Annotated in this window: 23 protein-coding genes and 1 pseudogene; 11 read left to right on the forward strand and 13 right to left on the reverse strand. The window is 70.1% G+C overall.

Annotated features, from left to right (window positions below):
• Positions 1-222 precede the first annotated feature (222 nt).
• Positions 223-1,311, reverse strand: a complete 1,089-nt coding sequence (ychF, locus tag DKM19_RS41055; protein ID WP_110703622.1) for a redox-regulated ATPase YchF — start codon at positions 1,309-1,311, stop codon at positions 223-225.
• An 11-nt stretch (positions 1,312-1,322) separates the two neighbouring features.
• On the reverse strand, positions 1,323-2,138 hold the full coding sequence (locus tag DKM19_RS41060) for a hypothetical protein (protein ID WP_162642141.1): 816 nt from the start codon (positions 2,136-2,138) through the stop codon (positions 1,323-1,325).
• A 134-nt stretch (positions 2,139-2,272) separates the two neighbouring features.
• On the opposite strand from DKM19_RS41060, the gene DKM19_RS41065 reads away from it, so the two are divergent.
• Entirely contained in the window at positions 2,273-3,577 is a 1,305-nt protein-coding gene (locus tag DKM19_RS41065) for a DNA recombination protein RmuC (protein WP_110706344.1), read from the forward strand.
• A gap of 121 nt (positions 3,578-3,698) precedes the next feature.
• Positions 3,699-4,220 (forward strand): DUF6542 domain-containing protein, encoded by a 522-nt coding sequence (locus tag DKM19_RS41070; protein ID WP_110703626.1) that lies wholly within the window; start codon positions 3,699-3,701, stop codon positions 4,218-4,220.
• Between the two features lie 63 nt (positions 4,221-4,283).
• On the opposite strand, the gene DKM19_RS41075 is transcribed toward DKM19_RS41070, so the two are convergent.
• The gene (locus tag DKM19_RS41075) at positions 4,284-5,255 is read right to left on the reverse strand and encodes a 4-hydroxy-3-methylbut-2-enyl diphosphate reductase (RefSeq protein ID WP_110703628.1); all 972 of its coding nucleotides are present in this window, start codon (positions 5,253-5,255) and stop codon (positions 4,284-4,286) included.
• A gap of 111 nt (positions 5,256-5,366) precedes the next feature.
• Here DKM19_RS41075 and DKM19_RS41080 point away from each other — a divergent pair, with 111 nt between their 5' ends.
• Both DKM19_RS41080 and xseA read left to right on the forward strand, forming a co-directional pair.
• The gene (locus tag DKM19_RS41080; protein WP_110703630.1) at positions 5,367-6,797 is read left to right on the forward strand and encodes a hypothetical protein; all 1,431 of its coding nucleotides are present in this window, start codon (positions 5,367-5,369) and stop codon (positions 6,795-6,797) included.
• Between the two features lie 27 nt (positions 6,798-6,824).
• The gene (gene xseA, locus DKM19_RS41085; protein ID WP_110703632.1) at positions 6,825-8,033 is read left to right on the forward strand and encodes an exodeoxyribonuclease VII large subunit; all 1,209 of its coding nucleotides are present in this window, start codon (positions 6,825-6,827) and stop codon (positions 8,031-8,033) included.
• An 83-nt stretch (positions 8,034-8,116) separates the two neighbouring features.
• Here xseA and DKM19_RS41090 read toward each other — a convergent pair whose 3' ends face one another.
• Positions 8,117-8,587: a GNAT family N-acetyltransferase gene (locus tag DKM19_RS41090; RefSeq protein ID WP_110703634.1), complete on the reverse strand. Its 471-nt coding sequence runs from the start codon at positions 8,585-8,587 to the stop codon at positions 8,117-8,119.
• A 64-nt stretch (positions 8,588-8,651) separates the two neighbouring features.
• Here DKM19_RS41090 and DKM19_RS41095 point away from each other — a divergent pair, with 64 nt between their 5' ends.
• Positions 8,652-8,891, forward strand: a complete 240-nt coding sequence (locus DKM19_RS41095) for an exodeoxyribonuclease VII small subunit (protein WP_089212362.1) — start codon at positions 8,652-8,654, stop codon at positions 8,889-8,891.
• Positions 8,892-9,105: 214 nt separating this feature from the next.
• Here the strand turns inward: DKM19_RS41095 and DKM19_RS41100 are convergent, their stop codons facing one another.
• The 3 genes from DKM19_RS41100 to DKM19_RS41110 all read right to left on the reverse strand — a co-directional run bounded on the left by DKM19_RS41100 (position 9,106) and on the right by DKM19_RS41110 (position 11,555).
• Positions 9,106-9,732 (reverse strand): DUF305 domain-containing protein, encoded by a 627-nt coding sequence (locus DKM19_RS41100; protein ID WP_110703636.1) that lies wholly within the window; start codon positions 9,730-9,732, stop codon positions 9,106-9,108.
• Positions 9,733-10,053: 321 nt separating this feature from the next.
• Complete coding sequence (locus tag DKM19_RS41105; protein ID WP_110703637.1) at positions 10,054-10,602, reverse strand: DUF4245 domain-containing protein; 549 nt, start codon at positions 10,600-10,602, stop codon at positions 10,054-10,056.
• Between the two features lie 347 nt (positions 10,603-10,949).
• Positions 10,950-11,555: a TetR/AcrR family transcriptional regulator gene (locus DKM19_RS41110; RefSeq protein ID WP_110703638.1), complete on the reverse strand. Its 606-nt coding sequence runs from the start codon at positions 11,553-11,555 to the stop codon at positions 10,950-10,952.
• 82 nt (positions 11,556-11,637) lie between these two features.
• Here DKM19_RS41110 and glpX point away from each other — a divergent pair, with 82 nt between their 5' ends.
• Positions 11,638-12,684: a class II fructose-bisphosphatase gene (glpX, locus tag DKM19_RS41115; RefSeq protein ID WP_110703639.1), complete on the forward strand. Its 1,047-nt coding sequence runs from the start codon at positions 11,638-11,640 to the stop codon at positions 12,682-12,684.
• 37 nt (positions 12,685-12,721) lie between these two features.
• Here glpX and DKM19_RS41120 read toward each other — a convergent pair whose 3' ends face one another.
• Positions 12,722-13,324, reverse strand: coding sequence for a DUF1707 domain-containing protein (locus DKM19_RS41120; RefSeq protein WP_239513868.1), 603 nt, complete (start codon positions 13,322-13,324; stop codon positions 12,722-12,724).
• Positions 13,325-13,463: 139 nt separating this feature from the next.
• On the opposite strand from DKM19_RS41120, the gene DKM19_RS41125 reads away from it, so the two are divergent.
• Positions 13,464-14,639 (forward strand): MFS transporter, encoded by a 1,176-nt coding sequence (locus DKM19_RS41125; protein WP_110706345.1) that lies wholly within the window; start codon positions 13,464-13,466, stop codon positions 14,637-14,639.
• Between the two features lie 212 nt (positions 14,640-14,851).
• Here DKM19_RS41125 and DKM19_RS41130 read toward each other — a convergent pair whose 3' ends face one another.
• From DKM19_RS41130 to DKM19_RS41145, 4 genes and pseudogenes are all read right to left on the reverse strand, one after another.
• A complete protein-coding gene (locus DKM19_RS41130; protein ID WP_110703641.1) occupies positions 14,852-15,754 on the reverse strand; it encodes a TIM barrel protein in 903 nt (300 codons plus the stop codon).
• A complete protein-coding gene (locus tag DKM19_RS41135) occupies positions 15,751-16,728 on the reverse strand; it encodes a Gfo/Idh/MocA family oxidoreductase (RefSeq protein ID WP_110703642.1) in 978 nt (325 codons plus the stop codon). Before DKM19_RS41135 ends, DKM19_RS41130 begins: the two co-directional genes overlap by 4 nt.
• A gap of 144 nt (positions 16,729-16,872) precedes the next feature.
• Positions 16,873-17,952, reverse strand: a complete 1,080-nt coding sequence (locus tag DKM19_RS41140) for a PLP-dependent aminotransferase family protein (protein ID WP_239514525.1) — start codon at positions 17,950-17,952, stop codon at positions 16,873-16,875.
• 501 nt (positions 17,953-18,453) lie between these two features.
• Positions 18,454-18,744, reverse strand: a pseudogene (locus tag DKM19_RS41145) (GntR family transcriptional regulator); the annotation flags it as partial.
• On the opposite strand from DKM19_RS41145, the gene DKM19_RS41150 reads away from it, so the two are divergent.
• On the forward strand, positions 18,743-19,849 hold the full coding sequence (locus DKM19_RS41150; protein WP_239513869.1) for a DMT family transporter: 1,107 nt from the start codon (positions 18,743-18,745) through the stop codon (positions 19,847-19,849). The pseudogene DKM19_RS41145 and the gene DKM19_RS41150 overlap by 2 nt on opposite strands.
• A gap of 507 nt (positions 19,850-20,356) precedes the next feature.
• Positions 20,357-22,009, forward strand: a complete 1,653-nt coding sequence (locus DKM19_RS41155) for a fumarate hydratase (RefSeq protein WP_089212353.1) — start codon at positions 20,357-20,359, stop codon at positions 22,007-22,009.
• An 18-nt stretch (positions 22,010-22,027) separates the two neighbouring features.
• On the opposite strand, the gene DKM19_RS41160 is transcribed toward DKM19_RS41155, so the two are convergent.
• Complete coding sequence (locus DKM19_RS41160; protein ID WP_110703644.1) at positions 22,028-22,276, reverse strand: hypothetical protein; 249 nt, start codon at positions 22,274-22,276, stop codon at positions 22,028-22,030.
• Between the two features lie 296 nt (positions 22,277-22,572).
• On the opposite strand from DKM19_RS41160, the gene DKM19_RS41165 reads away from it, so the two are divergent.
• Together DKM19_RS41165 and DKM19_RS41170 are read left to right on the forward strand one after the other, a co-directional pair.
• Positions 22,573-23,745, forward strand: a complete 1,173-nt coding sequence (locus DKM19_RS41165; RefSeq protein ID WP_110703646.1) for a serine/threonine-protein kinase — start codon at positions 22,573-22,575, stop codon at positions 23,743-23,745.
• A 35-nt stretch (positions 23,746-23,780) separates the two neighbouring features.
• On the forward strand, positions 23,781-25,460 hold the full coding sequence (locus tag DKM19_RS41170) for a serine/threonine-protein kinase (RefSeq protein ID WP_110703648.1): 1,680 nt from the start codon (positions 23,781-23,783) through the stop codon (positions 25,458-25,460).
• Positions 25,461-25,776 lie beyond the last annotated feature (316 nt).

Below are 25,776 nucleotides of genomic sequence, written 5' to 3' on the forward strand. Positions count from 1 at the left end.
ACGGCACCCGCACTGTCGCGACCTGCACATTTAACGCGAAATACATCACGCAACGTCACCAAGGCGCAGACCGGACACGGACAGCGTCAGACCCGTCACCCCGGGAGCCCGGCGCGACATCGCCGACACGGCGCTTCAAGATCATGCGGACCCGTGCGGGCCGAGGCGGCTACGAGAAGGGCCCCGACGCCGGCGGCGTCGGGGCCCTTTCCATGAGGTCTTCTACACGTTGAAGCGGAACTCCACGACGTCGCCGTCGCGCATCACGTAGTCCTTGCCCTCGATGCGGGCCTTGCCCACCTGGCGGGCGGCGGCGATGGACCCGGCCTCCACCAGCTCGTCGAAGGAGACGATCTCGGCCTTGATGAAGCCGCGCTGGAAGTCGGTGTGGATGACCCCCGCCGCCTCGGGGGCGGTGGCGCCCTTGCGGATCGTCCAGGCCCTGGTCTCCTTGGGGCCGGCGGTCAGGTAGGTCTGCAGGCCGAGGGTCTCGAACCCGATGCGAGCCAGCTGGGCCAGGCCCGACTCCTCCTGGCCGACGGACTGCAGGAGCTCGAGCGCCTCGTCGTCGGGAAGCTCGACGAGCTCAGACTCGATCTTGGCGTCCAGGAAGACGGCGTCGGCGGGTGCGACGATCGCCGACAGCTGCGCCCGCAGCTCCTCTTCCACCAGCTCGTCCGCGTCGAGGTTGAACACGTAGAGGAACGGCTTGGCGGTCAGCAGGTGCAGCTCGCGCAGGTCCTTCGGGTCGATCCCCGCACCCTTGGCCCCCGCGTACAGCGTCGTGCCGCCGTCGAGGAGCTTGACCGCCGCCTCCGCCGCGTCGAGCGTCGCCTTGCGATCCTTGTTGGTCCTGGACTCCTTCTGGAGGCGGGGGATCGCCTTCTCCAGCGTCTGCAGGTCGGCGAGGATCAGCTCGGTGTTGATCGTCTCGATGTCGCGCCCGGGGGCGACCTCGCCGTCCACGTGGGTCACGTCGGGGTCGGTGAAGACCCGGATGACCTGGCAGATGGCGTCGGTCTCGCGGATGTTGGCGAGGAACTGGTTGCCTCGTCCCTGCCCCTCCGAGGCGCCGCGGACCAGTCCGGCGATGTCGACGAACTCGACCTTCGCGGGCAGGATCTTCGCGGAGCCGAAGATCTCGGCCAGCTTCTCCAGGCGCGGGTCGGGAACACCGACGATGCCCACGTTGGGCTCGATGGTGGCGAACGGATAGTTCGCCGCCAGGGCGTTGGCGGTCTTCGTCAGCGCGTTGAAAAGCGTTGACTTACCGACGTTGGGCAATCCGACGATGCCGATGCTCAGGCTCACGTGAGATGAGTTTACGTGGAATCACCCAGTGCTACCCGCCGCAGGCAGATCACAGGCCGGTAGACATTGCGCTCGCGCGCCCGCAGGTAGCGGTCGGAGCCCTCGGGACAACCGTCCAGGGATCGGGCCCTGGCGGTCACCTTCGCCCAGGCCGCGGCCGACTCGCAGGAGGTCCTGACAAGCGTCTCGCGGCTCACCAGACCGCTGTCCGGCTCCGCCACGCAGTTCCCCGCGGTGAGAACCCGGCCGCCCCTGCCCAGGCAGGCGACGGCCCCGGGGCCGACGATGAGCGTGTCGAGGGTGCGCTCCGGGCAGTCCGCAGCCCGGTCCACCACGGCCACCGCCCTCCCGTACCAGCCCTCCTCGGCGCACGGCCGCTCCCCGCCGCGCAGCGCCACGCAGTCGCCCGCGCGCAGCAGTCCGCCGCCCGCGCCCGGGTCGCCGGAGTGCGTGGGACCCAGATTCCGTACGCACGCCGTACGGCTCGTCCCCCCGGCGCCCGGCGAGCCGGCGACCGTACCCCTCGCCACCGTCTCGATCCTGACGAACTCGTCGGTGTCGGCCGGGCAGTCCGACGCCCGGGCGCCCACCGAGGTCACCCGGCCGTCGGCCCCCGCGCAGGAGACCAGGTCGAACCGGGCCTCCTTCCGCCTCACGCAGGCGTCCTTCCGCCAGGTCATCGGGGTCGGCGCCGTCGCTGTCGCGTCGGGCCCCGAATCGGACCCACCCGCGATGAACGCGCCCGTGGCGGCGATCGCCGCCACGGCGACGACGATCGTGACACCCAGTGCCGACACCACTTTCCGACGTGAGCCATGCTTGCTCACCAATCACCTCCGTGTTCGCAATGAAACTCTGCGTGACGAAATGTGTTCGCACAAGCGGAATGCGCGGGCCGACCCCGAAAGCGTGTCGGCAAGCCAGGAGTCATCGGGCCTGCCATCATTCCGAGGTGGACGTCATGGCACTCGTTTTTCAGCTCGCCGTGGGACTCGCCGCAGGACTCGCGATCGGTTTCCTGCTGGGCCGGGCACGTGCCTCCTCCGGAGCGACGGATGTCGCCGTCCGCCTGGCGGACGCCGAGGCCCGCGCGAAGATCGCCGAAGAGAAGGTCGTTTACATCGAGGGGCAGCTCACCGATCGTTTCCAAGCCCTGTCGAGCCGGGCGCTCGACGTCAACAACCTGCGCTTCCTGGAGCTGGCCGAGACCCGCCTCGCCGCCAACCGCGCCGAGGCCGCCGGCGAGCTGGAGCAGCGCAAGCAGGCCGTCGAGCATCTGATCGAGCCGCTGAAGGACACGCTGGCCCGCGTCGAGACGCAGCTGCGCGACACGCAGACGGGTCAGCGGGCCGCCCACGCGGAGCTGGCCAAGCACATCGACGTCGTGCGCGAGAGCAACGACCAGCTCCGCACCCAGACGACCGCGCTGGTGCGGGCCCTGCAACGGCCTGAGGCCCGGGGCCGGTGGGGGGAGCTCCAGCTCCGCAGGGTCGCCGAGATCGCCGGGATGCAGCGGTTCTGCGACTTCGACGAGCAGGCGAGCATCACCACCGTCGACGGCGTGCTCCGGCCCGACATGGTCGTACGGCTGGCCGGCGGCAAGAACATCGTGATCGACTCCAAGGTCTCCCTGGCCGCCTACCTGGAGGCCGCGGAGTCCACCGATCCCGACTACCAGTCGGCCCGGCTCGACTCCCACTCCCGGCACGTGCGCGAGCACGTGGACCGGCTGGCCGCCAAGTCCTACTGGCAGGCGTTCAGCCCGGCGCCGGAGTTCGTCGTGCTCTTCATCCCCGGCGAGGCCTTCCTCGCCCCGGCGCTGGAGCGCGACCCCGCCCTGCTGGAGTACGCCATGCGGCGGCGGATCCACATCGCCACGCCCACCACGCTGATCACCATGCTCCGCACCGCGCAGTACGCCTGGCAGCAGGCCGCGCTCAGCGAGAACGCGCTGGCCGTCTTCCAGGTCGGCAAGGAACTCTACGAGCGGCTGAGCACCATGGGACGGAACATGGAGGCGATGGGCCGGTCGCTGAGCCGGACGGTGGAGTCCTACAACAGGACGGTCGGTTCCCTGGAAACCCGGGTGCTGGTGAGCGCGCGGAAGCTCAACGACCTGGGGCTGGTCGAGGCGGATCTGGAGAAACCACAGACGGTCGAGGATCTGCCGCGTCCGCTGACCTCTCCCGAACTGCTGGGAGAAGAGGAGTCAAGCTCGCCTCTCATCTCCCGGCTGAACGGTAAGTTGGCCAACGACCTGCCCTAGAGCTGTTCCCTGAAGACGCTGACAGCCGGACACTGGAGGCGGAGAGGGTGACGATGAGGGGGCCGAAGGGGCAACCGATGGACGAGCGAGGCTACGGGCAGCCACCTGGTGGGGTGATCTCATGAGTGAGCGGGGCCGGAGTTCCGGCATCCGGCTGACCGCCCGGGGTGCGGTGGCCTTCGTGCTGGCGTTCACCCTGGTGGGCAGCGTCGCGCAGGTGTTGTCCGGGTGGCCGGTGATCGGGCCCGCGTTCGTGGCCGGCTGCGTGGTCGCGGTGTCGCTGGTGAACCGGCGGGACCTGCTCTCGCTGGTGGTGTCCCCACCGCTGACCTTCTTCGTGGCCACCGTGGTCACCGAGCTGGTCCGCGCGCTGACCACGGCCTCACCGATCCAGTCCTTCGGGCTGGGCGTGTTCACCGCGCTGTCCGGAGGTGCCCCGTGGCTGTTCGGCGGCTCGCTCCTGGTCCTGGTCATCGCCTGGCGGCGGGGCCTCACCCAGTGCGTTCGCGAGCTGCGCGACGAGCTCCGGGCCGCCGGTCCCAAGGTTCCCCGCCCGAGGACCGGCGACGGCACCGGTTTCGCCCCCGAGCCGGAGGGCTATTTCGAGCCCAAGGTGTACGGCACGCCGCGCGAAGGCCAGTAGGGGCGAGCGCGGGGCGGCGCCCGCCGTACGACGGCCTCGGGTGGCCGCCGTACGGAGAGCGGATCAGACGGTGGTGGCGCGCAGGTCCTTGCGGAGCTCGTGCGGGAGCGCGAAGCGGACGCTCTCCTGGACGGACTCGACCTCTTCGACGTCGTTGAAGCCGTGCTTGGCGAGACGGACCAGGACCTCGGCGACGAGCTCCTCGGGAACCGAGGCGCCGCTCGTCACACCGACCGTGGTGACGCCGTCGAACCACTCGTCCTTGATGAGCGAGGCGTCGTCGACCAGGTAGGAGGCGTCCGCGCCGTGGTCGAGGGCGACCTCGACCAGTCGCTTGGAGTTGGAGGAGTTCTCCGAGCCGACGACGATGACCAGCTGGGCCAGGGCCGCGATCTCCTTCACCGCGACCTGGCGGTTCTGGGTGGCGTAGCAGATGTCGTCGCTCGGCGGGTCGATCAGGTTGGGGAAGCGCTCCCTGAGCCGGGAGACGGTCTCGATCGTCTCGTCCACCGACAACGTGGTCTGCGACAGCCAGACCAGCCGCTGGGGGTCCTTCACCTGAACGGTGCCGACCGAGTCGAGGCCGTCGACGAGCTGGATGTGATCGGGTGCCTCACCCGCGGTGCCTTCGACCTCCTCGTGGCCTTCGTGACCGATGAGCAGGATGTCGTAGTCTTGAGAGGCGAAACGCTTGGCCTCGTTGTGCACTTTGGTCACCAGCGGGCAGGTAGCGTCAATCGTCCTCAGGCTGCGCCGGGCGGCCTCCTCGTGGACTGCCGGAGACACTCCATGGGCGGAGAAGACCACAATGGCTCCCTCGGGCGCCTCCTCGGTCTCCTCAACGAAGATCGCTCCGCGCTCCTCCAGCGACTTGACCACGTGAGTGTTGTGAACGATCTGCTTACGCACATATATCGGAGCCCCGTACTGTTCAAGGGCTTTCTCCACAGCTTGGACCGCACGATCGACCCCCGCGCAGTAACCACGGGGCTTCGCCACAAGTACGCGTCGGGTCGCGGGGGTCTTTGAAGTCATGTTCTTATGCTACGTGGAACGCCCGCCGGGGCCGCCCACCCGTCCCATGAGCTACTCGGCACACAGTCCTGCCACATACAGCCTTCCCATACTGACCTCCCAGGAGACGACATGTCAGTCCCCGACATGATCCGTAACATGAGCAAATTCGCCGAGAAAGCGAAGGACCTTCCGCTTCACATGCTGCAGACGGCGCTGAGCGGCGTCGGCCAGGCCCTTCTGCTCGGCGACCGGGTGAAAACCAGGATCAAGGGTCTCGGCGGCCAGGAAGAGGACCGCGACGCGTCCGGCAAGCAGACCGCCGGCCAGCTGACCGACCTTGAGGAGAAGGGTGGCGAGAAGGCCGAGGAGAAGCCGGCCCGCCGCGCGCCGGTCATCTTCGCCCCCCGCCCGGAGAAGGCCGCCGCCAAGGCCACCACCGCCGAGAGCAACGGCACGAAGGCATCCGAGCCGGTCATCTTCACCCCGGCCAAGCCCGCCGCGACCGAGACCGCCGTCGCCAAGCCCGCCGAGGCTCCCGCTCCCGAAGCCGTCCCCGCCGAGCCCGTCAAGGCGGCCGAAGCCGAGGCTCCTGCTCCCGAGGCTCCCGTTACCGAGGCTGTCGAGGTCAGGGCCGCCGAAACCGAAGCCCCCGCCGCCGAGACCGTCGAGGCCGCGGCTCCCGTTACCAAGGCCGTCGAAGCCGACACTGCCGCTTCCGAGACCGTCGAGGCCAAGCCCGCCGACGCTCCCGCTCCCAAGGTCACCGAGCCCGCCAAGCCCGCCGACGCTCCCGCTCCCGAGGCTGTCGAGGCTGTCGAGGCTGTCGAGGCTGTCGAGGTCAAGGCCGTCGAAACCGAAGCCCCCGCCTCTGAGCTCGTCGAGGCCAAGCCCGCCGACGCTCCCGCTCCCAAGGTCACCGAGGCCAAGCCCGCCGAAGTCGACGCCTCCGCCCCTGAGACCGCCGAGCTCAAGCCCGTCGAAGTCGAAGCTCCCGCTCCCAAGGCCAAGGCCAAGGCCAGGCCGAGGGCCTCCGCGGCCAAGGTCGTCGAAACCGAAGCTCCCGCTCCCGTGTCCACCGCGCCGGAGACCGGGGCCGAGATCACCACCCCCGAGGTCGCACAGGCTGAGGTCGCACAGGCCGACACCGCGGACGCCGGGATCGCGCAGGCCAAGGTCGCGAAGCCGAGGACCACAAAGCCGAGGGTCGCGAAGCCGAGGGCCGCGAAGGCAAAGGCCGCCGACCCCGAAGCCGCGAAGCCCGAGGTCACGGACGTCGAAACCGTGAAGCCCGGCACCGTGGACGCCGCTGTGGCCGAGATCACGGAGACCGAGGCCGCGCAGCCGGCCGGGGAGCAGCTCCTCGCCAAGGCGGTCGCCGCCCCGGCCGAGCCGATGCCCGGTTACTCGGAGCTGACGGTCGCATCCCTGCGCGCCCGGATGCGCGGCAAGACCGCCGTGCAGATCCAGGAGCTCATCGCCTACGAGCGGGCCACCTCCGCCCGGGACGCCGTCGTGCGGATGTATGAGAACCGCCTCGCCAAGCTGGAAGCCGCGGAATAGCCGCGTCTGACGCGTAGGCTTCCGGCCATGAGTTCGAAGACCACCCCCGAGCAGCCCCTCCCGGTCCGCACGGTGTTGCAGATGGTCGGCGGCTGGATCGGCAAGCTCGGCACCATCTGGGTCGAGGGACAGATCACCGAGCTGACCGCCCGAGGTGGCACGGTGTTCCTGACGTTGCGTGACCCGGTGGCCAACGTGTCCGCCCGGGTCACCTGCCCTCGTGGCGTCTACGAGGCGACCGTTCCCCGGCCGGTGGACGGCGCCCGGGTTGTCATGCATCTGAAGCCGGACTTCTGGGTCAACAAGGGTTCCTTCGCGTTCACCGCCCTGGAGATGCGCCCGGTCGGCGTCGGGGAGCTGCTGGCGCGGCTGGAACGGCTGCGCCAGGTGCTCGCCTCCGAAGGACTCTTCGGGATCGACAGGAAGCGGCGACCGCCGTTCCTGCCCGGAACGATCGGGCTGATCTGCGGCCGTGACTCGGCCGCCGAGCGCGACGTGCTGGAAAACTCGCGGCGCCGCTGGCCGGCGGTGCGGTTCAAGGTCGAGCCGGTGGCCGTGCAGGGACCGTACGCGGTCGGTGAGGTCACCGAGGCACTGCGCAAGTTCGACGCGGACGACGACATCGACGTCATCGTGATCGCGCGGGGCGGCGGGTCGATGGAGGACCTGCTGCCCTTCTCCGACGAGGCGCTGATCAGGGCGGTGGCCGCGTGCCGTACACCGGTGGTCAGCGCGATCGGCCACGAGCAGGACAGCCCGCTGCTCGACCTGGTCGCCGACGTGCGGGCGTCCACGCCCACGGACGCGGCGAAGAAGGTCGTGCCGGACGTCGGCGAGCAGCTGACGCTGGTCCGCCAGCTCCGTGACCGGGGGCGTAGGGTGGTCGGCGGCTGGCTGGACCGCGAGACGGCCTGGCTGTCCGCGGTCCGCTCCCGGCCCTCCCTCGCCGACCCGGTACGCGAGATCGAACGCAGGGCCGAGCAGGCCGAGCAGCTCAGGGACCGGGCGAGGCGCTCCCTCACCGGCTCCCTGGACCGCGCCCAGGACTCGCTGCAACACCTGCGCGCCCGCCTGATCACCCTGTCCCCCGCCGCCACCCTGGAGCGCGGCTACGCGATCGTGCAGCGCCCGTCGGGTGACGTCGTACGGCTCGCGCGGAAGGTCGTCCCCGGTGAGGAGCTGACCATCCGGTTCCCCGACGACCGGGTGACGGTCAGGAGCGACCCCGCCCCGTGACGAGGGACGTGCGCGATTCCGCCACGTGAATGACGCCTTTCACACCGGCCCGGCGGTGTGGGTGGTCACGGAGCCGGGGCCGATCAGGAACGGTCCCGCCACGTGAGCGAGGGGTAGCCGTCGTCGACGAAGCCGAACTCCCGGTAGAGCGGCTCCCCGTCGGAGGTCGCGTGCAGGTCCACCTTGCGGATCCCGCTGTCGCGATACCACTGCAGGAGCGACACCATGATGGACCGGCTGTGCCCCCGGCGCCGGTGAAGGGGGTCGGTGGTCATGCCCTGGATGTAGCCGTAGCGGCCGTCGGGGAGGCTGGGGCCGGGAAAACGCTCGAAGATCAGGCCTATCCCACAGGCGGCCAGCCCCTCTTCGGGGGCGTCCACCACGTAAACGGCCGTGTCGAGGCTGCCCAGCCGGTCCTTGAGGCTTTCGGCGTACGCCTCCTGCCACTGGCTCTCGATCGGGTAACTGCCGTCCTGGGCCATGCGGTCGGCCAGAATCTCGCGGAGACGGACCAGCTCGGGGATGTCCTGGGGGTTCGCACCACGAACACTCATCCACGCAGTCTCGCAGGCCGTCGAACTGGGGCGTGTGTCGGCCGGTGACTCTAGGGTGGGGGATGTGGCCGATGAGAAATCCGAGAAGACACCGTCATATGAGCAAGCGCGCGAGGAGCTGACCGAGGTGGTCCGCCGTCTCGAGACGGGTGGGCTCACCCTGGAGGAGTCGATCGAGCTCTGGGAGCGCGGTGAGAAGCTGGCCGCGCTCTGCGAGGAGTGGCTCCAGGGCGCCCGGGTGAAGCTCGCGGCGGCCATGGCCCAGCGTCGGCAATCCGACTCCGTCGGGGACACGCCCTTCTGAGCGACCCGGGGGTCCGGCCGGAGTCATCCCTTTCCCCGTCGGCCAGGTTCCGGCCCGGGACCTGCCCGTTCGGAGCGCCGGATTCCGGTCCAGGCCCTTCCGGGCGGCCGGGTTCCGACCCGGGATCCACCCTTCGGAGAGCCGGCCTCCAGTCCAGGACTCACCCTTCCGGAGAGCCGGATTCCAACCGAAGCTGGGCGGTCGCCCTGGCTCCTCACCCGTAGAGACGGTCGAGCTGGGCGGCCCGGAGCTTCTCGATGCTCCCGGCGAGTTCTCTGGTGGCCTGGTCGGCGCCCGCTCCCTGTTCGCCGCGGGACAGCAGGACCCCCTGTTCCAGATGCTCGCGCATGTTCTTGGCGAAGAGCCCGTCAAACGCGGCGCCCTTCGTCTGATCGATGACGCGGAGGTCATCCGCGGTGACCATGCCCGGCATGTCGTGACCCTCGTGCACGTTGGTCTTGGGCGCACCCGACCGGTCCATCAGCGCGCGCAGCTTCAGGAGCTCGGCGCGGTGATCGGCGGCGAACAGCTTGGCCAGCCGGATGACCTTCGGATTCGAGGTCCGCTCCGGGGCCATCTCCAGCATGCTCAGCAGCTGCTCGTCCATCGGGATCATCAGCTGCATCCAGCCGACGTCGGTGCCGTTGAAGGCCCCCGACGGCGTACTCGCCGCAGGGGACACAGGAGACGCAGGAGACACAGCCGGGGGCGGGGACACCGCGCTCCGGCCGCTCGGCGCCGGCGGGTGGTACGCGTGCTCCGAAGCGGGGCCGCCGCATCCCGCGACCAGCAGCGCGGCGACCAATGCCGCCAGTGGCATACCGACGGCGGTGGCTTTCATGAGGTTCCTCCCTCGCCGGACGCTCCTGCGACCACACCAGGAACGCTACTTAGTCAGCATCCTTAAAAAAAGGGGGAAACATCAACGGAAAGCAGCGACGGAAACCCGGTGGAGACGCTCCTTCTCCATTTCAGGCCGCCGACCTGGCCGTCGACCCCCGCCCCCTGGTTCACGGCCGATGCCATCGATCAGAAGAGGGCGTGCGGATTTTCCCGCCGGCCGAAGCAGGCCGTGCCGCGCGAGAACGAGGGCGCGATGCGAGAACGGCTCGGCCCGGAATCAGAGGGCGACGATCCTTGTAACGCCGAGACCCGCGTGGTGCTACGAGGGGAGCTTCGACTGCTCCTTGAGAGATCCGGCGAGGGCGGACAGCTCGTCCCACTGGGCGGTACCGGTGACGACGATCGTGACGTCGGGCAGGAGCCGTACGAGGGAGCGCTGGTCCTTGTCCTCGCGGAAGCGCTGCTGCCAGGTCACGCCGTTGATCTGGACGTTGCCGGTGGCCTTGTCGGTGTTGGCCATCCGGTTGGCGAACTCGGCCGCGGGCTTCTCGTCGCTCTGGGCGAGGCTCGCGTGGGAGCGCTCGTCGTCCGGGCCCTTGGCGGTGGCGAAGCCGAGCTGCCAGGTCACCACGCCCTTGGTGTTCGTGGCCCGGGAACTGGTCGGAATCCATCCGGCGGGCACCGGCTCGGGAGACCAGACCTGGTAGGGCGCCATATGACGCATGTTGGCCACGTCGATCGAGAAGTCGATCTCTGGTATGTGCTCGGTCCTGCTCTGTGGCGTGATCAGCAGAAAGATGCCGACGCCGACCAGGCAGACCAGCACCGCGACCACGTAGCCGTAGAAACCCTGAGTGAACCTCTGCACGACTGTCAACCCTATCCATACGGGGGCGCGGGCCGGTCCCAGGGGCAGTCGATCTTCCCGACGACGGTGGACGCCGCTCCAGCCCGAGCACGGGAGCTGCCCTCGGAATGCCCGATGACGGCCGGCACGCCCCGGCCAGGACGCGAGAACCACCTTCGGGAGCGACGGATCCACCCGAACACGGGTCGGCACACCCTTGATCAGAACGTGGAAGACGCGCTCAAGGACGGCAGCTCTGCCCGATCACGACCGACATACCCCAGCCAGGACACGAGAACCGCCCTCGGAAGCGGCAGACCTTCCCGATCACAGTCGGCGCGCCCCTGACCAGAGCGTGGAAGGCGCGCTCAGGGACGGCGGATCTGCCCGATGATGGCCAGCACGCCCTCGGCCAGAACCCGGGAGGCGTCCTCGTCCTCGGACAGGGCGACCTCGGAGACGGCCGCGGCGAGCGCGCCGGTGAGGACCACGACCAGGGCTCCCTCGTCGCCCTCGAACAGGGTGGCGTTGCGCTTGGCCCACTGGCGCAGCCGGTCGCGCATGATGACCTCGAATCCCGGCGGCCCGTCACCGCGCAGGAACAGCGCCGAGATCTCCCGCTCGGCCAGGCAGCCCTCCAGGTAGGCGCGGGCTCCGGCGATGAACAGCCGCATCGGGTCGTTCTCGCCCTCGGCCCGGGCCGCCTGGACCGCCTGCTTGGTCCGCTGGGTCTGCCGGATCTGGAACTCGTCGAACAGCGTCAGGTAGAGATCGGCCTTGCCGGAGAAGTGGTGGTACAGGCTGCCGACACTCGCCCCGGCCCGGGAGACCACGTCGGTCACCCCCGACTCCGCGAAGCCGCTTTCGACGAAGACCTCCCTGGCCGCCACGAGGAGTGCGACGCGCGTGGCGGCACCTCGCTCGGAGGTCCGTGCGGTCACGCCTGTCACCAGCCGGTCCGTGTCGCTGCTCATGGTGGGCACATTATCCTCCGGCAGGCGGTCAGAGGGGGGCAACTACGATCGTTGGAGTAATCCATGAGAGGGGTTCCTCACCATGTCCGATCAGACTTCCGACCAGACGTCCGTCCCCGCCGCGCTCGCGACGGGCGATCGCGCACCTGATCGCAACCTTGCTCTCGAACTGGTCCGTGTCACCGAGGCGGCCGCGATGGCCGGGGCTCGCTGGGTCGGGCGCGGTGACAAGAACGGCGCGGACGGCGCCGCCGTGAACGCCATGCGCCAATTGATCAACACGGTGTCGATGAACGGTGTGGTGGTGATCGGCGAAGGTGAGAAGGACAACGCGCCGATGCTCTACAACGGTGAGCAGGTCGGTGACGGCAGCGGCGCCCAGTGCGACGTGGCCGTGGACCCGATCGACGGCACCCGGCTCACCGCACTCGGCATGCCCAACGGGATCTCGGTCATCGCGGTCAGCGAGCGTGGCTCGATGTACGACCCGTCGGCCGTCTTCTACATGGACAAGCTGGTCACCGGCCCCGAGGCCGCCTCGTCGGTGGACATCAACGCGCCGGTGGCCGACAACATCGCGGCGGTGGCGCGGGCCAAGGGCGGCGCGCCCTCGGACGTGACCGTGGTCGTCCTGGACCGCCCCCGCCACGAAAAGATCATCAGGGAGATCCGGGAGACCGGCGCGCGGATCCGGCTCATCACCGACGGCGACGTGGCCGGTGCGATCATGGCCGCTCGCATGGGCACCGGTGTGGACCTGATGCTCGGCGTCGGCGGCACCCCCGAGGGCATCATCGCGGCCTGCGCGCTCAAGTGCCTGGGCGGTGTCATCCAGGGCAGGCTGTGGCCGCAGGACGACGCCGAACGCCGCCGGGCGCTGGACGCGGGTCTCGACCTCGACGCCACGCTGAGCACCGACGACCTGGTCAGTTCGGACGACGTGTTCTTCGCGGCCACCGGGATCACCGACGGCGAGCTCATGCAGGGCGTCCGCTACCGCGGCGGCGCCGCCGTCACCAGTTCGCTGGTCATGCGGGGCCGTTCCGGGACGATCCGCAAGATCGAGAGCGAGCACCAGCTCTGGAAGCTGCGCGCCTACAGCGCGATCAACTTCGACAGCGCCACCTGAGACGGCGTCGTCCGAAGACGGCTCCGGGCGGCGGCGCTCAGCGGCGGAACCAGGAACGGCGAGGTCGCTTGGGGTGCTTGGCGACGACACTGCCCATCGTGATGAATCCGGTGATCTCGATGACCGGGCCGTCCGGGGCGGGCCGGACCTGGTTCGTCTTGCCCGCCATGAAGCCGGAGGCGGGCATCTCGATCCGGACGCCCTCCGGGACGATCAGCGTGAGGGTCCCGGCCATCACGGTGACCTGGAGGGTCACGTGGCTGGTCTGGAGCAGCGCCTCGCGCAGGTCGAGCGTGACGTTGGCACAGATCGCGGTGGCGGAGAACCTGCTGGGCACCACCCATCGTCCCGAGCGCTTCTCCGAACCGAAGAACGCCGTCACCGGGCGGACGTCGACCTGCAGCGGCTGGGCCTCGGGCGGGAGCAGGTCGGCGGTGAAGGCGGTGAGCTCTCCCAGGGTGCGGGCGCGGTAGAGCGCCGCGAGCCGCTCCTCGTACTCGTCGTGGTTCAGCCGCCCGTCGGCGAGGGCGTCGCCCAGTACGGCGGCCACCCGCTCGCGGTCGGCGTCTCCTGCCCGCAGGTCGCCGGGGCGGGGCTGAGGGGCGTGGTGACGAATGGCCGGGGGCCAGGGATTGTCCACCCTTCGACGATAATCCTCGCCGGGTCTCGGAGGGCCGCCCATCCGGCGGAAATACCAGGTAACCGATCATTGACCCTTGGAGACCGCGCCCATACCCTGACGAGAACTTGAACCCCCCTCATGTTCTATGGAGGTCGTGGTGCCGACCCCACGTGACACTCAAGCCCGTGTGGCGACCTGGGCCGTGTTCTTCGTCCAGGGCCTCTGCTTCGCCACCCTGCTCACCCATGTGATCGATCTGCAGCACAAGTTCGGGCTGAGCGACGGCGACCTCACCCTGGTCCTGCTGCTCGTACCGGTGATCGCCGGCGTCGGGAGCGCCGTCGCCGGTCTCCTGGCGGGGCGGTACGGCAGCCGCCTGGTCCTGCGGATCTCCCAGGTGGGCGTCTGCGCCGCCGTGATCCTGTCGGGCTGGAACGGCCAGCTCGCCGGGCTGTACGTGATCAGCGCGGTGTTCGGCCTGTTCGTCGGGGCGGTGGACGCGGCGATGAACATGCAGGCGGTCGCGGTCGAGCGCCGGTACGGCATGAGCGTGCTGACCGGTTTCCACGCGGTGTGGAGCGTCGGCTCGATGCTGGGCGCCGGGTTCAACTCCGCTTTCAGCGCGCTCGGGATGGACCTGGCCTGGTCGTTCTCCATCCCGGTGATGATCGGCGTGGTGATCTCAGTGATCATGCTGCCCCGGCTCTACAGCCGGGAGGAGGAGCGGGCGACCGAGCAGGCCGTACAGACGACGGCCCGGGTGCCGTGGCGGCCGATCATCCCCCTCTGCCTGGCGATGGCGTTCCTCTACGTCGGCGACGCGGCGGTCTCCAACTACAGCACCGTCTACATGGAGAAGGCGCTGCTGGCGACCGGCTGGCTGCTGCCCTTCGCCTACCTCGTCTACCAGGCGGCCATGCTCATCGCGCGGGTCCCGGGCGACTTCGCGGTGCGCAGGTACGGCCCGGCCCCCGTCGTCCGCGTGGGCGCGGTGATCGCGGCCGTCGGCACGCTCGGCATCGTCGTCGCCCCCGGCGTCCTCGTGGCCGTCATCTCGTTCGGCCTGGTCGGCATCGGCCTGTCCGTCATCGCCCCGCAGTCGTTCTCGGCCGCGGGCCGCCTCGGGACCGGGGCGGAGACGGCGATCGCGCGGGTCAACATGTTCAACTACATCGGCTTCCTCGTCGGTGCGGCCGTGGTGGGCACCCTCAACGACACCGTGGGGCCGCGGGAGGCGTTCATACCCGCCGTGGTCATGGTGGCCCTGATCGTGTTTCTGGCCAAGGGCTTCGAGCCCAGGACGGAGCTCGCCGCCCAGAGCCCCCAGAGGTAGGGGCGGCGATCCGGCTCGCCACCAGCACCGGGGCCGAGGTCCTTCCTCGCCGGGAACCTCGGCAGCGCGCCGATCGGCGTTATGGCCGGGCGGCGGCCACGTTGGCCGCGCCTTCCCCAGGCACTTTCCGGGGGTCTCCACCTCCCGCGGGGACACCCTCACCTGGAGCGGGTGGATGTCCACCCTGACCAGTCCCCTGGTCAAGACCCCGATCAGGCGCGTCCCTCACCCCGCCCGGCCTGATCGGCCCGCTCGGGCTGACCGCTCGTGAGCCTCCGCAGGTAGGCCAGGCTCTCGCGGACGTCCTCCTTCGGGTCGGCGTCGCCCGGACCGAGGATGACGTCCTGCTCCATGACGTACCACCCCTGGTATCCGGCCCTCGTCAGGCCCGCGACGATCCCGGCGATGTCCACGTCGCCCTGACCGAGAGGGCGGTAGATGCCCGCCCCGACCGCCTGGGTGTAGGTCAGCTCACCCGCTCCGACCCGCTCGGCGAGTGCGGCGTCCACGTCCTTGAGGTGAACGTGCGCGATCCGCTTCGCGGCTCGGGTGACCAGCTCGCCGGGGTCGGTACCGCCGATGAGCAGGTGACCGGTGTCCAGGCAGAGCGGCATCGCGCTGCCGTCGAGCACCCGGTTCACCTCGTCGCGGTTCTCCACCATGGTCCCCACGTGCGGGTGCAGGGTGACCGTACGGCCGAACTCCCTGGATTCCTTGAGGATCCGACGCAGGTTTCCCAGCAGGGTCTTCCAGCCGCGCGCGTCCAGGACCGGCTTGTCGTCGTAGCTCTCGCCCCCGGTGGACGCGGCCAGCACGACCACCTCCACGTCACCGTCCCTGAAGGCGCGCATGGCCGCCCGGACCACCGGTAGCGGATCCAGCTCCGCGTCGTGCAGCATCACGGGGACGAACCCGCCGACCGCACGCAGGCCGTACTGCTCCAGCAGGGAGCGGCAGCGCGTCGGCGAGGGCGGCAGGAACCCCTCCGGCCCCAGCTCGGTGGCCGTCAGGCCCAGCTCCGCCATCTCCGACAGCACGCGGGAGCGATCGAGCTGCGGGCCCCAGCCGGGAACCTCGCAAACCCCCCAGGAGATCGGTGCACCGGCCGTCTTCAACGGACCACCTCCGTCACGCGAACCGGACGTCCTTCGTGCCGGGAGAGCTCGGCGGCCTCCGCGAGATAGAGGGCGGACAGGGCGTCCTCGACCGTGCAGGGACTGTCCGCCTCCCCACGTGCCGCGCTGAGAAACGCGCCGAGCTCGGCGACGTAGGCGGCCCCGAACCTGGTCACGAAGTCCGGCCAGGGATCGCCTGGCGGTTGCAGACCTTCGGCGCCGGTCAACGGCGTGCGCGGGTCGAGACCGACCACCTGGGTCTTCAGCGTGCCCGCCAGCTCCATGCGGACGTCGTATCCGGCTCCGTTGTGGCGGGACCCCTGCACGGTGACCAGCGTGCCGTCGTCCAGGGTGAGCAGCGCGGCGCTGTTGTCCACGTCACCGGCCTCGGCGAAGAACGCCTCGCCCCGGTTGGAACCGGTCGCGTAGACGGTCTCGGCCTCACGGCCGGTGACCCAGCGCAGGATGTCGAAGTCGTGGATATGGCAGTCGCGGTAGATGCCGCCCGAGGTGAGGATGTAGTCGGCGGCGGGTGGGTGGGGGTCGGCGGAGAGCAGGTGCACCCGGTGCAGCGTGCCCAGCTCACCGTTGCGCAGCGCATTTCTCGCCCGGACGTAACCGGCGTCGAAGCGGCGCTGGAAGCCGATGTGCACGACCGTCCCGCTCTGCTTGGCCGCCTCGAGCACCCGGACCGTGTCGTCCACGCCTGCCGCGACCGGCTTCTCGCAGAACGCCGGCACCCCCTGGGCGCAGGCACGCATCAGGAGCCCGGCGTGGGTCGCCGTGGGGGTGGCGATGACCACCGCATCGGCGTCGAAGGCGTCTCCCACCTGGGCTCCCAGCCCCGCGGCCACCTCTGCCGCCCGCGCGCCGTCCACGTCGCTCACGACCAGTTCGTCGACCCAGGGATGCGCGGCCAGGGTCGCGGCATGAAACGCCCCGATTCTGCCAAGGCCCAGCAGACCAACACGCATGATGCCTCCCTGGGAGAAAGCAGCCGGTCTTCAGTTCTAAGCGAACCGTCCGGAAAACGTCAAGACTTTGTCAGGACATTCGGATGATCTATCAACCTCGAAGATGAGGCGGCGATCCGGACCGGGAGACGAGCGGTCTCACGATCAACGCGGCAGATCGGCCGCGAAAGTCCGGACGATCTCGTCGGCGTGGTGGACGGGGAGGCGGGCGAAGCCCATCACCAGAGCGGGCGGGCCAGACGCGTGCCGCATGGGGCCCACCGGCTCGGCGGCGAGGCCGCAGGCCTGGGCCGCCCGGACGGCGGACAACTCGTCCCAGCCGTCCGGCAGCTCCGCGAACAGGTGCAGTCCCGCGGAGACACCGTGCACCGTGATCTCGGGAAGGTGATCGGCGAGGGCTCGTACGAAGGCGTCGCGCCGGGCGCGGTACTCCCGGCGCACCCTTCTCAGGTTCCGGTCGTAACCACCGGTCCTGACGAAGTCCGCCAGGGCGTGCTGCTCCAGGACCGACGAACCGAGGTCCAGCTCACCGCGGGCCTGCCGCACCGACTCGGCGAGCTCGGGCGGGGCGGCGACCCAGCCCAGGCGGAGTCCCGGGGCCAGGGACTTGCTGATGCTTCCGGTCAGCACCACCCGGCCCGGGGCGAGCCCCTGCAGGCAGCCCACCGGGTCGCGGTCGAACCGGAGCTCCGCGTCGTAGTCGTCCTCCAGGATCATCGCCCCCGTCCCGGTGGCCCACTCGATCAACTCGGCGCGGCGGCAGGGGGAGAGCACGACCCCCGTCGGGTACTGGTGCGCGGGGGTGAGCAGCACCGCCCGCGCCCCGGTCTTCGCGAGGGCCTCGACGTCGACGCCCTCCCCGTCCACGGGGACCGCGACCAGGTCGGCGCCCGCGGCGCGGAGCAGCGGAAGCTGGCGCAGGCCGGTGGGATCCTCGACGGCCAGCCGGATCCGGCCGGGACGCGAGGCGGGATGCGCGACCGAGTCGACGAACCAGTCGAGATCGTGGCTCGCCCGGCTCCAGGGAAGCCGTCCGGCGAACGCCTGGACCGTCAGGCTCAGCCCCTGTGCCACCCCGCTCACGATCACCAGGTTGTCCGGGGTGACGTCGGCCGCACGGACCCTTCCCAGGTAGGCGGCCAGTTCCTCGCGCAGCTCCGGGATCCCGCCGGGGTCGCCGTAGTCCAGCGCGTCGGCGGGCAGGGTGGTGAGGACCCTCCTCATCGAGGCCAGCCACCGCTCGCGGGGAAAGGCCGTCAGATCCGGGGACGTGGAACGGCGCCCGTAATACGGCCCGGGTACGGACATCGCGGGACCGCGCCCGGAAGACGGCCCACCGGGCATCGCCGGATCACCGTGGGGCAACCCACGGCCGGACGGCACGGGGTCGCCATGAGGCGACAACCCACGACCGGGCATCGCCGGATCACCGTCGGACGACCCACGGCCGGGCGATAGGGGGTCGCCGTGGCGTGACCCACGGCCGGAAGGCACGGGATCACCGTCGGACGACCCGCGACCGGGCGGTACGGAATCGCCGTGGCGCGGCCCACGGCCGGAAGGCACGGGATCACCGTCGGACGACCCACGGCCGGGCGGTACGGGATCGCCGTGGCGCGACCCGCGACCGGGTGGCACGGAGTCGCCGTGGCGCGGACCGCGCGGTGCGAAGCCGTCTCCGGAATCCTCAGGAAGCCGGCACGCCGCCGGGGCCACACTGGTGCCCGCGCCGACCCGCGAAATCAGGAAACCCTCGGCGACAAGCTGCTCGTAGGCCTCCACGACCACTCCGCGAGACAGCCCGAGATCCCTGGCCAGCTCGCGGCTGGCGGGCAACCGGACCCCGGCCGTCAGGCGGCCCCGCCGTACGGCCTCGCGAAGCTCGCGGGCGATCTGGCCGGCGATACCGCCCGCCGCGCGGTCGACGGTGAGATGCAGGTCGGCCAATTGGTCCTCTGTTTCGCCGCTCCATTGGACCCGACAAGGGAACCATTGCCTTCCTAGCATTCCCCACATGAACGCAAATGTCAGCACCCCCAACCCTCGCGTGGAGATCCGCGGCCTGGGCGAGGCGGCGGGGGCGATGTTTCTGGTGGGCACCCTGGCCGGGGTCTCCGGTGTGATCCAGGACTATCCGATCTACGGCGGTCAGGCACTTCGCTACCTTCTCGCCGCCGTCGTCCTGTTCGCCGTCGCCCGGATCGCGGGGCTCGGGTTCGTCCGGCTCACGCTCCGCGAGACCCTGCTGCTGGCCGCGCTGTCCCTGACGGGGTTGGTGATCTTCAACGTTGCCGTGATCGAGGCCACCCGGCATGGCGGTCCGGCCCTGGTCGGCACCGTGCTCGGCACCGTCCCGCTGGCGCTGGCCCTGCTCGGCGGCCGTCCGACGCCGCGGGTCATCGGGGCGGCGACGGTGGTCGTGTCCGGCGCGACGCTCGCCACCGGGCTGGGCAGCGGCGATCTGCCCGGGCTGCTGTGGTCGCTGGTCGCGCTGTTCTGCGAGGTCTGCTTCTCGCTGCTGGCCATCCCGCTCCTGCCCAAGCTGGGCGCGGTCCGCATCTCGGCCTACACCGCGACGCTGGCCGTACCGCTGCTGGCCGTCGCCGGCCTGCTCGTGGACGGCACCGCGATGCTCCGCGTGCCGAGTTCGTCCGAGGCCCTGGGCCTCGGCTACCAGTCGGTGATCGTCACCACCGTGGCGTTCTTCCTCTGGTACGACGCCCTGCCCCGGCTCGGCCCGGGGACCGCGGGGCTGTTCGCGGGGCTGATCCCGGTGGGCGCCATCGCCACCGGCGCACTTCTCGGCCTCGGCACGCCCTCGGTCCCCGACCTGGTCGGAGCCGCCCTGGTGGTCGCCGGAATCGTCATCGGTCTCAGCGCGACGGCCTCCCCCTCACCGGCGACCGCGGCGGGCGCACCCGCTGCCGAGGCACGTCCACCGGCGTCTCCGCCGAGCTCGCCGTCTGTCGGGACAGGCTCTCCGACGGCTCCGGCGGGCTCACCTGTCCCCGGGGTGGATCCATCGAGGATTCCGGCGTTTCCGCCCGCTGCTGAAGCACGTCCACCGGCGTTTCCGGCCAGCTCGCCGGTGAATGGGGGCACTTCCCATCAACGCTCTTGATGCTCTGAAGGGCGATCGCGATCAGCGATGCCGCGAGCCCCGCGACCACGATGAGCGCGATGATCGCCATCATAATGATGGTGCTGGTCATATCAGCATTTCCGGTGTTCATGATGTTCTCCGGCTTCCGGACGTTCAGTCCGCTCTCTCTTTCAGCTTCCTCTGTGGTTTCGAACGCTTGCCCCCGATGGACGCCACGAATGATCCACGCTTGTCCCAAATGCGGATTTAAAAGCTGATTTCTCCCTATAAGCCGTACGGCAGGCAGGAGGTCGCGGCGCCTTCCGTACACGGTCACGACGGGCGGGCGGGCGGCAGGCCCGCAGGTAGAACCGGCGGAAGCCCGTGGCACCCGGCCTGCCCGGCCATGCCGAACGGGCCGGGTGATGCGCCGGCCGGCGGGCCCTGCGGGCAGGTCGGGCGGGAGGGCTCATCGGGTGAGTCCGGGAGAGGCCGTACCCTCTTGGAGGACCGGAGATGGCGCCCCCGCACGGAGGATCGAAGACGATGCCCGAGTTCGACTACACCGACCTGCTTCCCCTGGGACCGGATGAGACGGAATACCGTCTGATCAGCGCAGAGGGGGTGCGCGTGGTCGAGGCTGCGGGACGCAGGTTCCTGGAGGTCGAGCCCGAGGCTCTGCGGCTGCTGACCGAGACCGCGATTCACGATATTTCCCACTATCTGCGGTCGTCCCACCTCGCCCAGCTCCGCAAGATCATCGATGACCCCGAGTCGAGCGGAAACGATCGCTTCGTCGCCCTCGACCTGCTGAAGAACGCCTCGATCTCAGCGGGCGGCGTGCTCCCGATGTGCCAGGACACCGGTACCGCGATCGTCATGGGCAAGCGCGGCCGCCACGTGCTCACCGACGGCGCCGACGCCGAGCACATCTCCCGCGGGGTCTACGACGCCTACACCAGGCTGAACCTGCGTTACTCCCAGATGGCCCCGATCACCATGTGGGAGGAGAAGAACACCGGCTCCAACCTCCCCGCCCAGATCGAGCTCTACGCCGAGGACCCTGCGGGCCACCCCGACGAGTACAAGATGCTGTTCATGGCCAAGGGCGGCGGCAGCGCCAACAAGTCGTTCCTGTACCAGGAGACCAAGGCGGTCCTCAACGAGAAGCGGATGCTCCAGTTCCTGGAGGAGAAGATCCGCTCCCTCGGCACCGCCGCCTGCCCGCCGTACCACCTGGCGATCGTCGTCGGCGGCACCTCCGCCGAGTTCGCCCTGAAGACGGCCAAGTACGCCAGCGCCCGCTACCTGGACACCATCCCCACCGAGGGCTCCGCCTCCGGCCACGGCTTCCGGGACCGCGACCTGGAGGCCAAGGTCTTCGAGCTCACCCAGAAGCTCGGCATCGGCGCGCAGTTCGGCGGCAAGTACTTCTGCCACGACGTCCGCGTCATCCGCCTCCCCCGCCACGGCGCCTCGTGCCCCGTCGCCATCGCGGTCTCCTGCAGCGCCGACCGCCAGGCCCTGGCCAAGATCACCTCAGAGGGGATCTTCCTGGAGCAGCTGGAGACCGATCCGGCGAAGTTCCTCCCGGAGACCACGGACGAGCACCTCTCGGACGACGTCGTGAAAATCGACCTCAACCGCCCGATGCAGGAGATCCTCGCCGAGCTCACCAACTACCCGGTCAAGACCCGCCTGTCGCTGACGGGACCGCTCGTGGTCGCCCGCGACATCGCCCACGCCAAGATCGGCGAGCTCCTGGACGCCGGCGGCGAGATGCCGCAGTACCTCAAGGACCACGCCGTCTACTACGCCGGTCCCGCCAAGACCCCCGAGGGCTACGCCTCCGGCTCCTTCGGCCCGACCACCGCGGGACGCATGGACTCCTACGTCGAGCGCTTCCAGGCCGCCGGTGGCTCCAAGATCATGCTCGCCAAGGGCAACCGTTCCAAGCAGGTCACCGACGCCTGCAAGGCCCACGGCGGTTTCTACCTCGGCTCCATCGGCGGCCCCGCCGCCCGCCTCGCCCAGGACTGCATCCGGAAGGTCGAGGTCCTGGAGTATCCCGAGCTCGGGATGGAGGCCGTCTGGAAGATCGAGGTCGAGGACTTCCCCGCCTTCATCGTGGTCGACGACAAGGGCGACGACTTCTTCACCGACTCCACCGGCCCCGTCCTGTCCATCGGCCGCCGCTGAGCGGTCGCTTCCGGATTCTCAGGCTCCGCCGTACAGGCGCCCGATGTCGATGAGTTCGACATCGGCGCGCCCCGCGGCGGTGTGCACGAGGTCGTCGGTGAAGCCCGACCGGGCGAGCAGCAGCAGTTTGGGCGGCGCGCCGGCCCTGGCGCTCGGGAGCGGTCCGCGCAGGTGCTCAAGCCGCTGGAGCTGGGCGACGGCCGTGGGCGCAGCCGTGCCCTCGGCCTCTCCGATCGCGATGATCCGGTCGGCGGCGCCATCAGGCAAGGGAACCCGTCGATGACGACGGGTACGGCGCGCTCCTCGCCAGGGCGGAGCAGTTCGTCCAGCGCCTCACGCCCTGGCGGCGCCTCGGGCCTTCGGCGTCCGAAATCGCTCCTATCGCCGCCGACTACCGCAACGCCCGTATCGGTTACGCGGAGAAGCGGTAGGGTCTGACCAACCAGGCGAATGTCACTCAGCGTGTCCCAACAGTTACGAGCATGAAAATCTGACCGAAGTTGGCAAGAATATTCGGCCCGGTCTCTACTGGTCTCATTACGCAAATCGGTAAGCTGCACCACATGCGTGCGCCGCCCGGATACCTCCTAGCAGCGCGCTATCGGCTGTCGGAGCCGGTTGGGCGCGGCGGCATGGGGACCGTATGGCGAGCATACGACGAGCTCCTCGACCGTGAAGTCGCGGTCAAGGAGGTTCGACTGCCCTTGATCCTCGACGAAGAACTCCGTGCCGAGCTGTGCGCCAGGACCGAGCGCGAGGGCCGGGCGACCGCGATGGTCGCCCACCCGTCGGTCATCACCGTCTTCGACGTCGTCACCGAGGACGAGCGTCCCTGGATCGTGATGGAGCTGCTCCGTGCCCGATCCCTGGAACAGCTTCTCCAGGACGAGGGCCCGTTGCCTCCGCAACGGGTGGCGGAGATCGGGTGGCAGGTCCTGGGCGCGCTGCGTGCCGTGCACGCCAAGGGGATCCTGCACCGCGACGTGAAACCCAGCAACGTCCTGGTGACCGAGGACCGGGCCGTGCTCACCGACTTCGGCCTCGCCGCCCTCGAAGGCGATGTGTCGATCACTCAGGCGGGCATCGTGCTCGGCTCCGCCGGATACATCGCCCCCGAACGCGTGCTCGGCGCCAAGGCCAACTCGGCCGCCGACCTGTGGTCACTCGGCGCGACCCTCTACACCGCCGTCGAGGGCCGTGGCCTGCACGGACGCCGTACGGCTGCCGCCGCGCTGGCCGCCCTGACCAGCGGCGAGCCGATTCCGCTGGAAAAGGCGGGGCCGCTGACCCCGGTGCTGCAGGGGCTTCTCAAGATCGACCCGGTCGTACGGCTCGACGCGACGCGCGCCGCGCTGATGCTCGCCCGGGTGGCGGCCGGCGGAACGGCCGAGGAGCCGCTCACCAGACCCGCGAACAGAACCGTCCGGAACACGACGACGATCGCCGCACCCTCGTTCGGCCGGCGCTCACAGCACCGCGGGCTGCACCGGGTCGGCCCCCCGCCGCCCGCACCGACTCCGCTGTCGGCCCCGCTGTCGGCCCCGCTGCCACCCCTGCGTCCCGGCCCGTCCTCGATGCCGCACCCGCGGGGGCAGCGCCGCCCGGGTGAGGGCATGCATCGCAAGCCGACGGAGGCGCCCCCCACCAAGAGGCCGTTTATCCGATTTGTGGCACCCCTTATCAGGCTGGCGCTGCCTCGTCTTCTGTGGCCCCGCGAACTCCGTAAGCGGGGATAAAGCACTTCTCAAGAAGAAATGGCTATCTTCTTCTCATGCCGGAACAGCAGATGCGCGTGCTCGCGGACCGCTACGAGCTGATCGCGCCGCTCGGCCGGGGCACGATGGGCACCGTTTGGCGTGCCCACGACCGTTCCCTGGGTCGCGAGGTCGCGATCAAGGAAATCCGTCAGGAGCCCGGGCTCAGCGAGGCCCAACGCACCGAACTTCGGGAACGCATGATCCGTGAGGGTCGTATGGCCGCTCGCATCAGCCATCCCTCCGTGGCCACGATCCACGATGCGATCGTCGAGGACGGCAGCCCATGGATCATCATGGAGCTGGTCCAGGCGCGCTCCCTCGAAAGAGTGATCGAGGAGGAGGGGCCGCTGCCACCCCGGCTCGTCGCCGAGATCGGGGTAGATCTTCTGGGCGCGCTGCGGGCCGCCCATGCCCAGGGCGTGCTCCACCGCGACGTCAAGCCCGGCAACGTGCTGATCACCGAGAGCGGCCGGGTGGTGCTCACCGACTTCGGCATCGCCAAGGCCCAGGGCGACACGAGTCTCACCAGGACCGGCATGGTGATCGGTTCCCCCGGATACACGGCGCCCGAGCGGGCCCGCGGCGAGCACACCGGGCCCGAGTCGGACCTCTGGTCGCTGGGAGCCACCCTGTACTTCGCGGTGGAGGGCCGCCCGGCCTACGAACGCTCCTCGGTGTCGGAGACCCTGGCCGCTCTGATGAGCGAGCAGGTGGACCCTCCGACCCAGGCCGGACCGCTCCGCCCGGTGCTGGAGCAGCTCCTGAACAGGGACTACAAGACGCGGCTGACGGCCGCCCAGGCGAACGCGATACTCCGGGCCGTGGCCGACACCCCCTCGCATCTGGCGGATTCGACGCCGGCCCCCGCACCCACGCCCCCCGCCTCACAGGCACCCAGGGCGGCGGCCCCGACGGACGAGGGGTACGACGCCGACCGCACCATGATGATCATCCGGCCCAAGGGCGGCCTCCGCATCCCCGGCAGCGGCCCGGCCCCCGTCGCCGAGCCTCCCGCTCTCGCGTCTCCGGCCCCTCCCGCGGCCGCCTCGGCGACCCCGCCTCCGAGCGGCCCCCCGGAGACCGGATGGGTGGAGAGACCGGTCGTCCCGGGGCTGGGAAGGCCGGTCGCGGGACGGCCGAGCCCACCCGGCCCTCCCGGACCCGGCGCGCCCACCGCGGGACGACAGGGCCAGCCCGGCCCCGTCGGACCTGGCACGCCCCCCGCGGGACGACAGGGACCGCCCGGCTCCCCCGGACTCGGCACGCCCGTCGCCGGGCGGCAGGGCCCACCCGGCGCCTACCCTCAGCGGCCTCCGGAGGGTTCGGCGCAGTGGCCGCCGGCCGGCGCGCCGCACGGATTCTCCCCGGCCGCGAGGCCGGATCTGACGGACACGCCGCCGCACGGATTCCCGACCGTGCCGGGACAGGAAGCCCCCGTCCAGGGACAGCAGGGCCCCGGGGGGACGCCGTCGACCTGGCAGCCCGACGCGTTCAACGGAAACTTCCCGCCGCCTCCCGGGCTGGGGACCGACCTCTTCGCGATCGCCGGCCAGGGCGGCCCGGCCGTTGATCCCGGCCAGGAGGAGCGGAAGGCCTCGGTGCAGAGGAAGCGGACCGGCATATTCGTCCTCATGGGCGTGGCGGTGTTCGCCCTGTTCGTGATCATGATTCTGGTCATGTCGACCTTCACCTAGTCCGTGTGATCCCGGGGACGGCTCGCGCCGGCGATGACGACCTCCATCTGACGCGCGTGCCCCGAGAGGAGTTCGCGGCCACGGTGGCGACCTCCACGTGACGCGCGCGTGCCCCGGGAGCACTCGTGATCACGGTGGCGACCTCCACGTGACACACGTGGTTCCGGGAGCGGCTCGTGGCCGCGGCGGGCGACCTTCGCGTGGCGTGTCGTGGTTCTCCCCAAGGGGGTCGTCGCATGGCGAGCGTGAGCGTCGTCACGGCGACCCAATGGCCGGATCCCGGTTTGTTTCATCACACAGGACGCAGACTGGATCC

This window comes from Streptosporangium sp. 'caverna' (genome assembly GCF_003203775.1).
Lineage (GTDB): Bacteria > Actinomycetota > Actinomycetes > Streptosporangiales > Streptosporangiaceae > Streptosporangium > Streptosporangium subroseum.

Bases quoted from the DNA above. Each gene is read 5' to 3' on its own strand.
- glpX (WP_110703639.1), top strand. From the start codon at position 11,638: ATGTCCGATCAGACTTCCGACCAGACGTCCGTCCCCGCCGCGCTCGCG.
- DKM19_RS41100 (WP_110703636.1), bottom strand. From the start codon at position 9,732: ATGAAAGCCACCGCCGTCGGTATGCCACTGGCGGCATTGGTCGCCGCG.
- DKM19_RS41070 (WP_110703626.1), top strand. From the start codon at position 3,699: ATGAGTGAGCGGGGCCGGAGTTCCGGCATCCGGCTGACCGCCCGGGGT.
- DKM19_RS41110 (WP_110703638.1), bottom strand. From the start codon at position 11,555: ATGAGCAGCGACACGGACCGGCTGGTGACAGGCGTGACCGCACGGACC.
- DKM19_RS41090 (WP_110703634.1), bottom strand. From the start codon at position 8,587: ATGAGTGTTCGTGGTGCGAACCCCCAGGACATCCCCGAGCTGGTCCGT.
- DKM19_RS41165 (WP_110703646.1), top strand. From the start codon at position 22,573: ATGCGTGCGCCGCCCGGATACCTCCTAGCAGCGCGCTATCGGCTGTCG.
- DKM19_RS41170 (WP_110703648.1), top strand. From the start codon at position 23,781: ATGCCGGAACAGCAGATGCGCGTGCTCGCGGACCGCTACGAGCTGATC.
- DKM19_RS41075 (WP_110703628.1), bottom strand. From the start codon at position 5,255: ATGACTTCAAAGACCCCCGCGACCCGACGCGTACTTGTGGCGAAGCCC.
- DKM19_RS41135 (WP_110703642.1), bottom strand. From the start codon at position 16,728: ATGCGTGTTGGTCTGCTGGGCCTTGGCAGAATCGGGGCGTTTCATGCC.
- xseA (WP_110703632.1), top strand. From the start codon at position 6,825: ATGAGTTCGAAGACCACCCCCGAGCAGCCCCTCCCGGTCCGCACGGTG.
- DKM19_RS41080 (WP_110703630.1), top strand. From the start codon at position 5,367: ATGTCAGTCCCCGACATGATCCGTAACATGAGCAAATTCGCCGAGAAA.
- DKM19_RS41140 (WP_239514525.1), bottom strand. From the start codon at position 17,952: ATGAGGAGGGTCCTCACCACCCTGCCCGCCGACGCGCTGGACTACGGC.
- DKM19_RS41150 (WP_239513869.1), top strand. From the start codon at position 18,743: ATGAACGCAAATGTCAGCACCCCCAACCCTCGCGTGGAGATCCGCGGC.
- DKM19_RS41065 (WP_110706344.1), top strand. From the start codon at position 2,273: ATGGCACTCGTTTTTCAGCTCGCCGTGGGACTCGCCGCAGGACTCGCG.
- DKM19_RS41155 (WP_089212353.1), top strand. From the start codon at position 20,357: ATGCCCGAGTTCGACTACACCGACCTGCTTCCCCTGGGACCGGATGAG.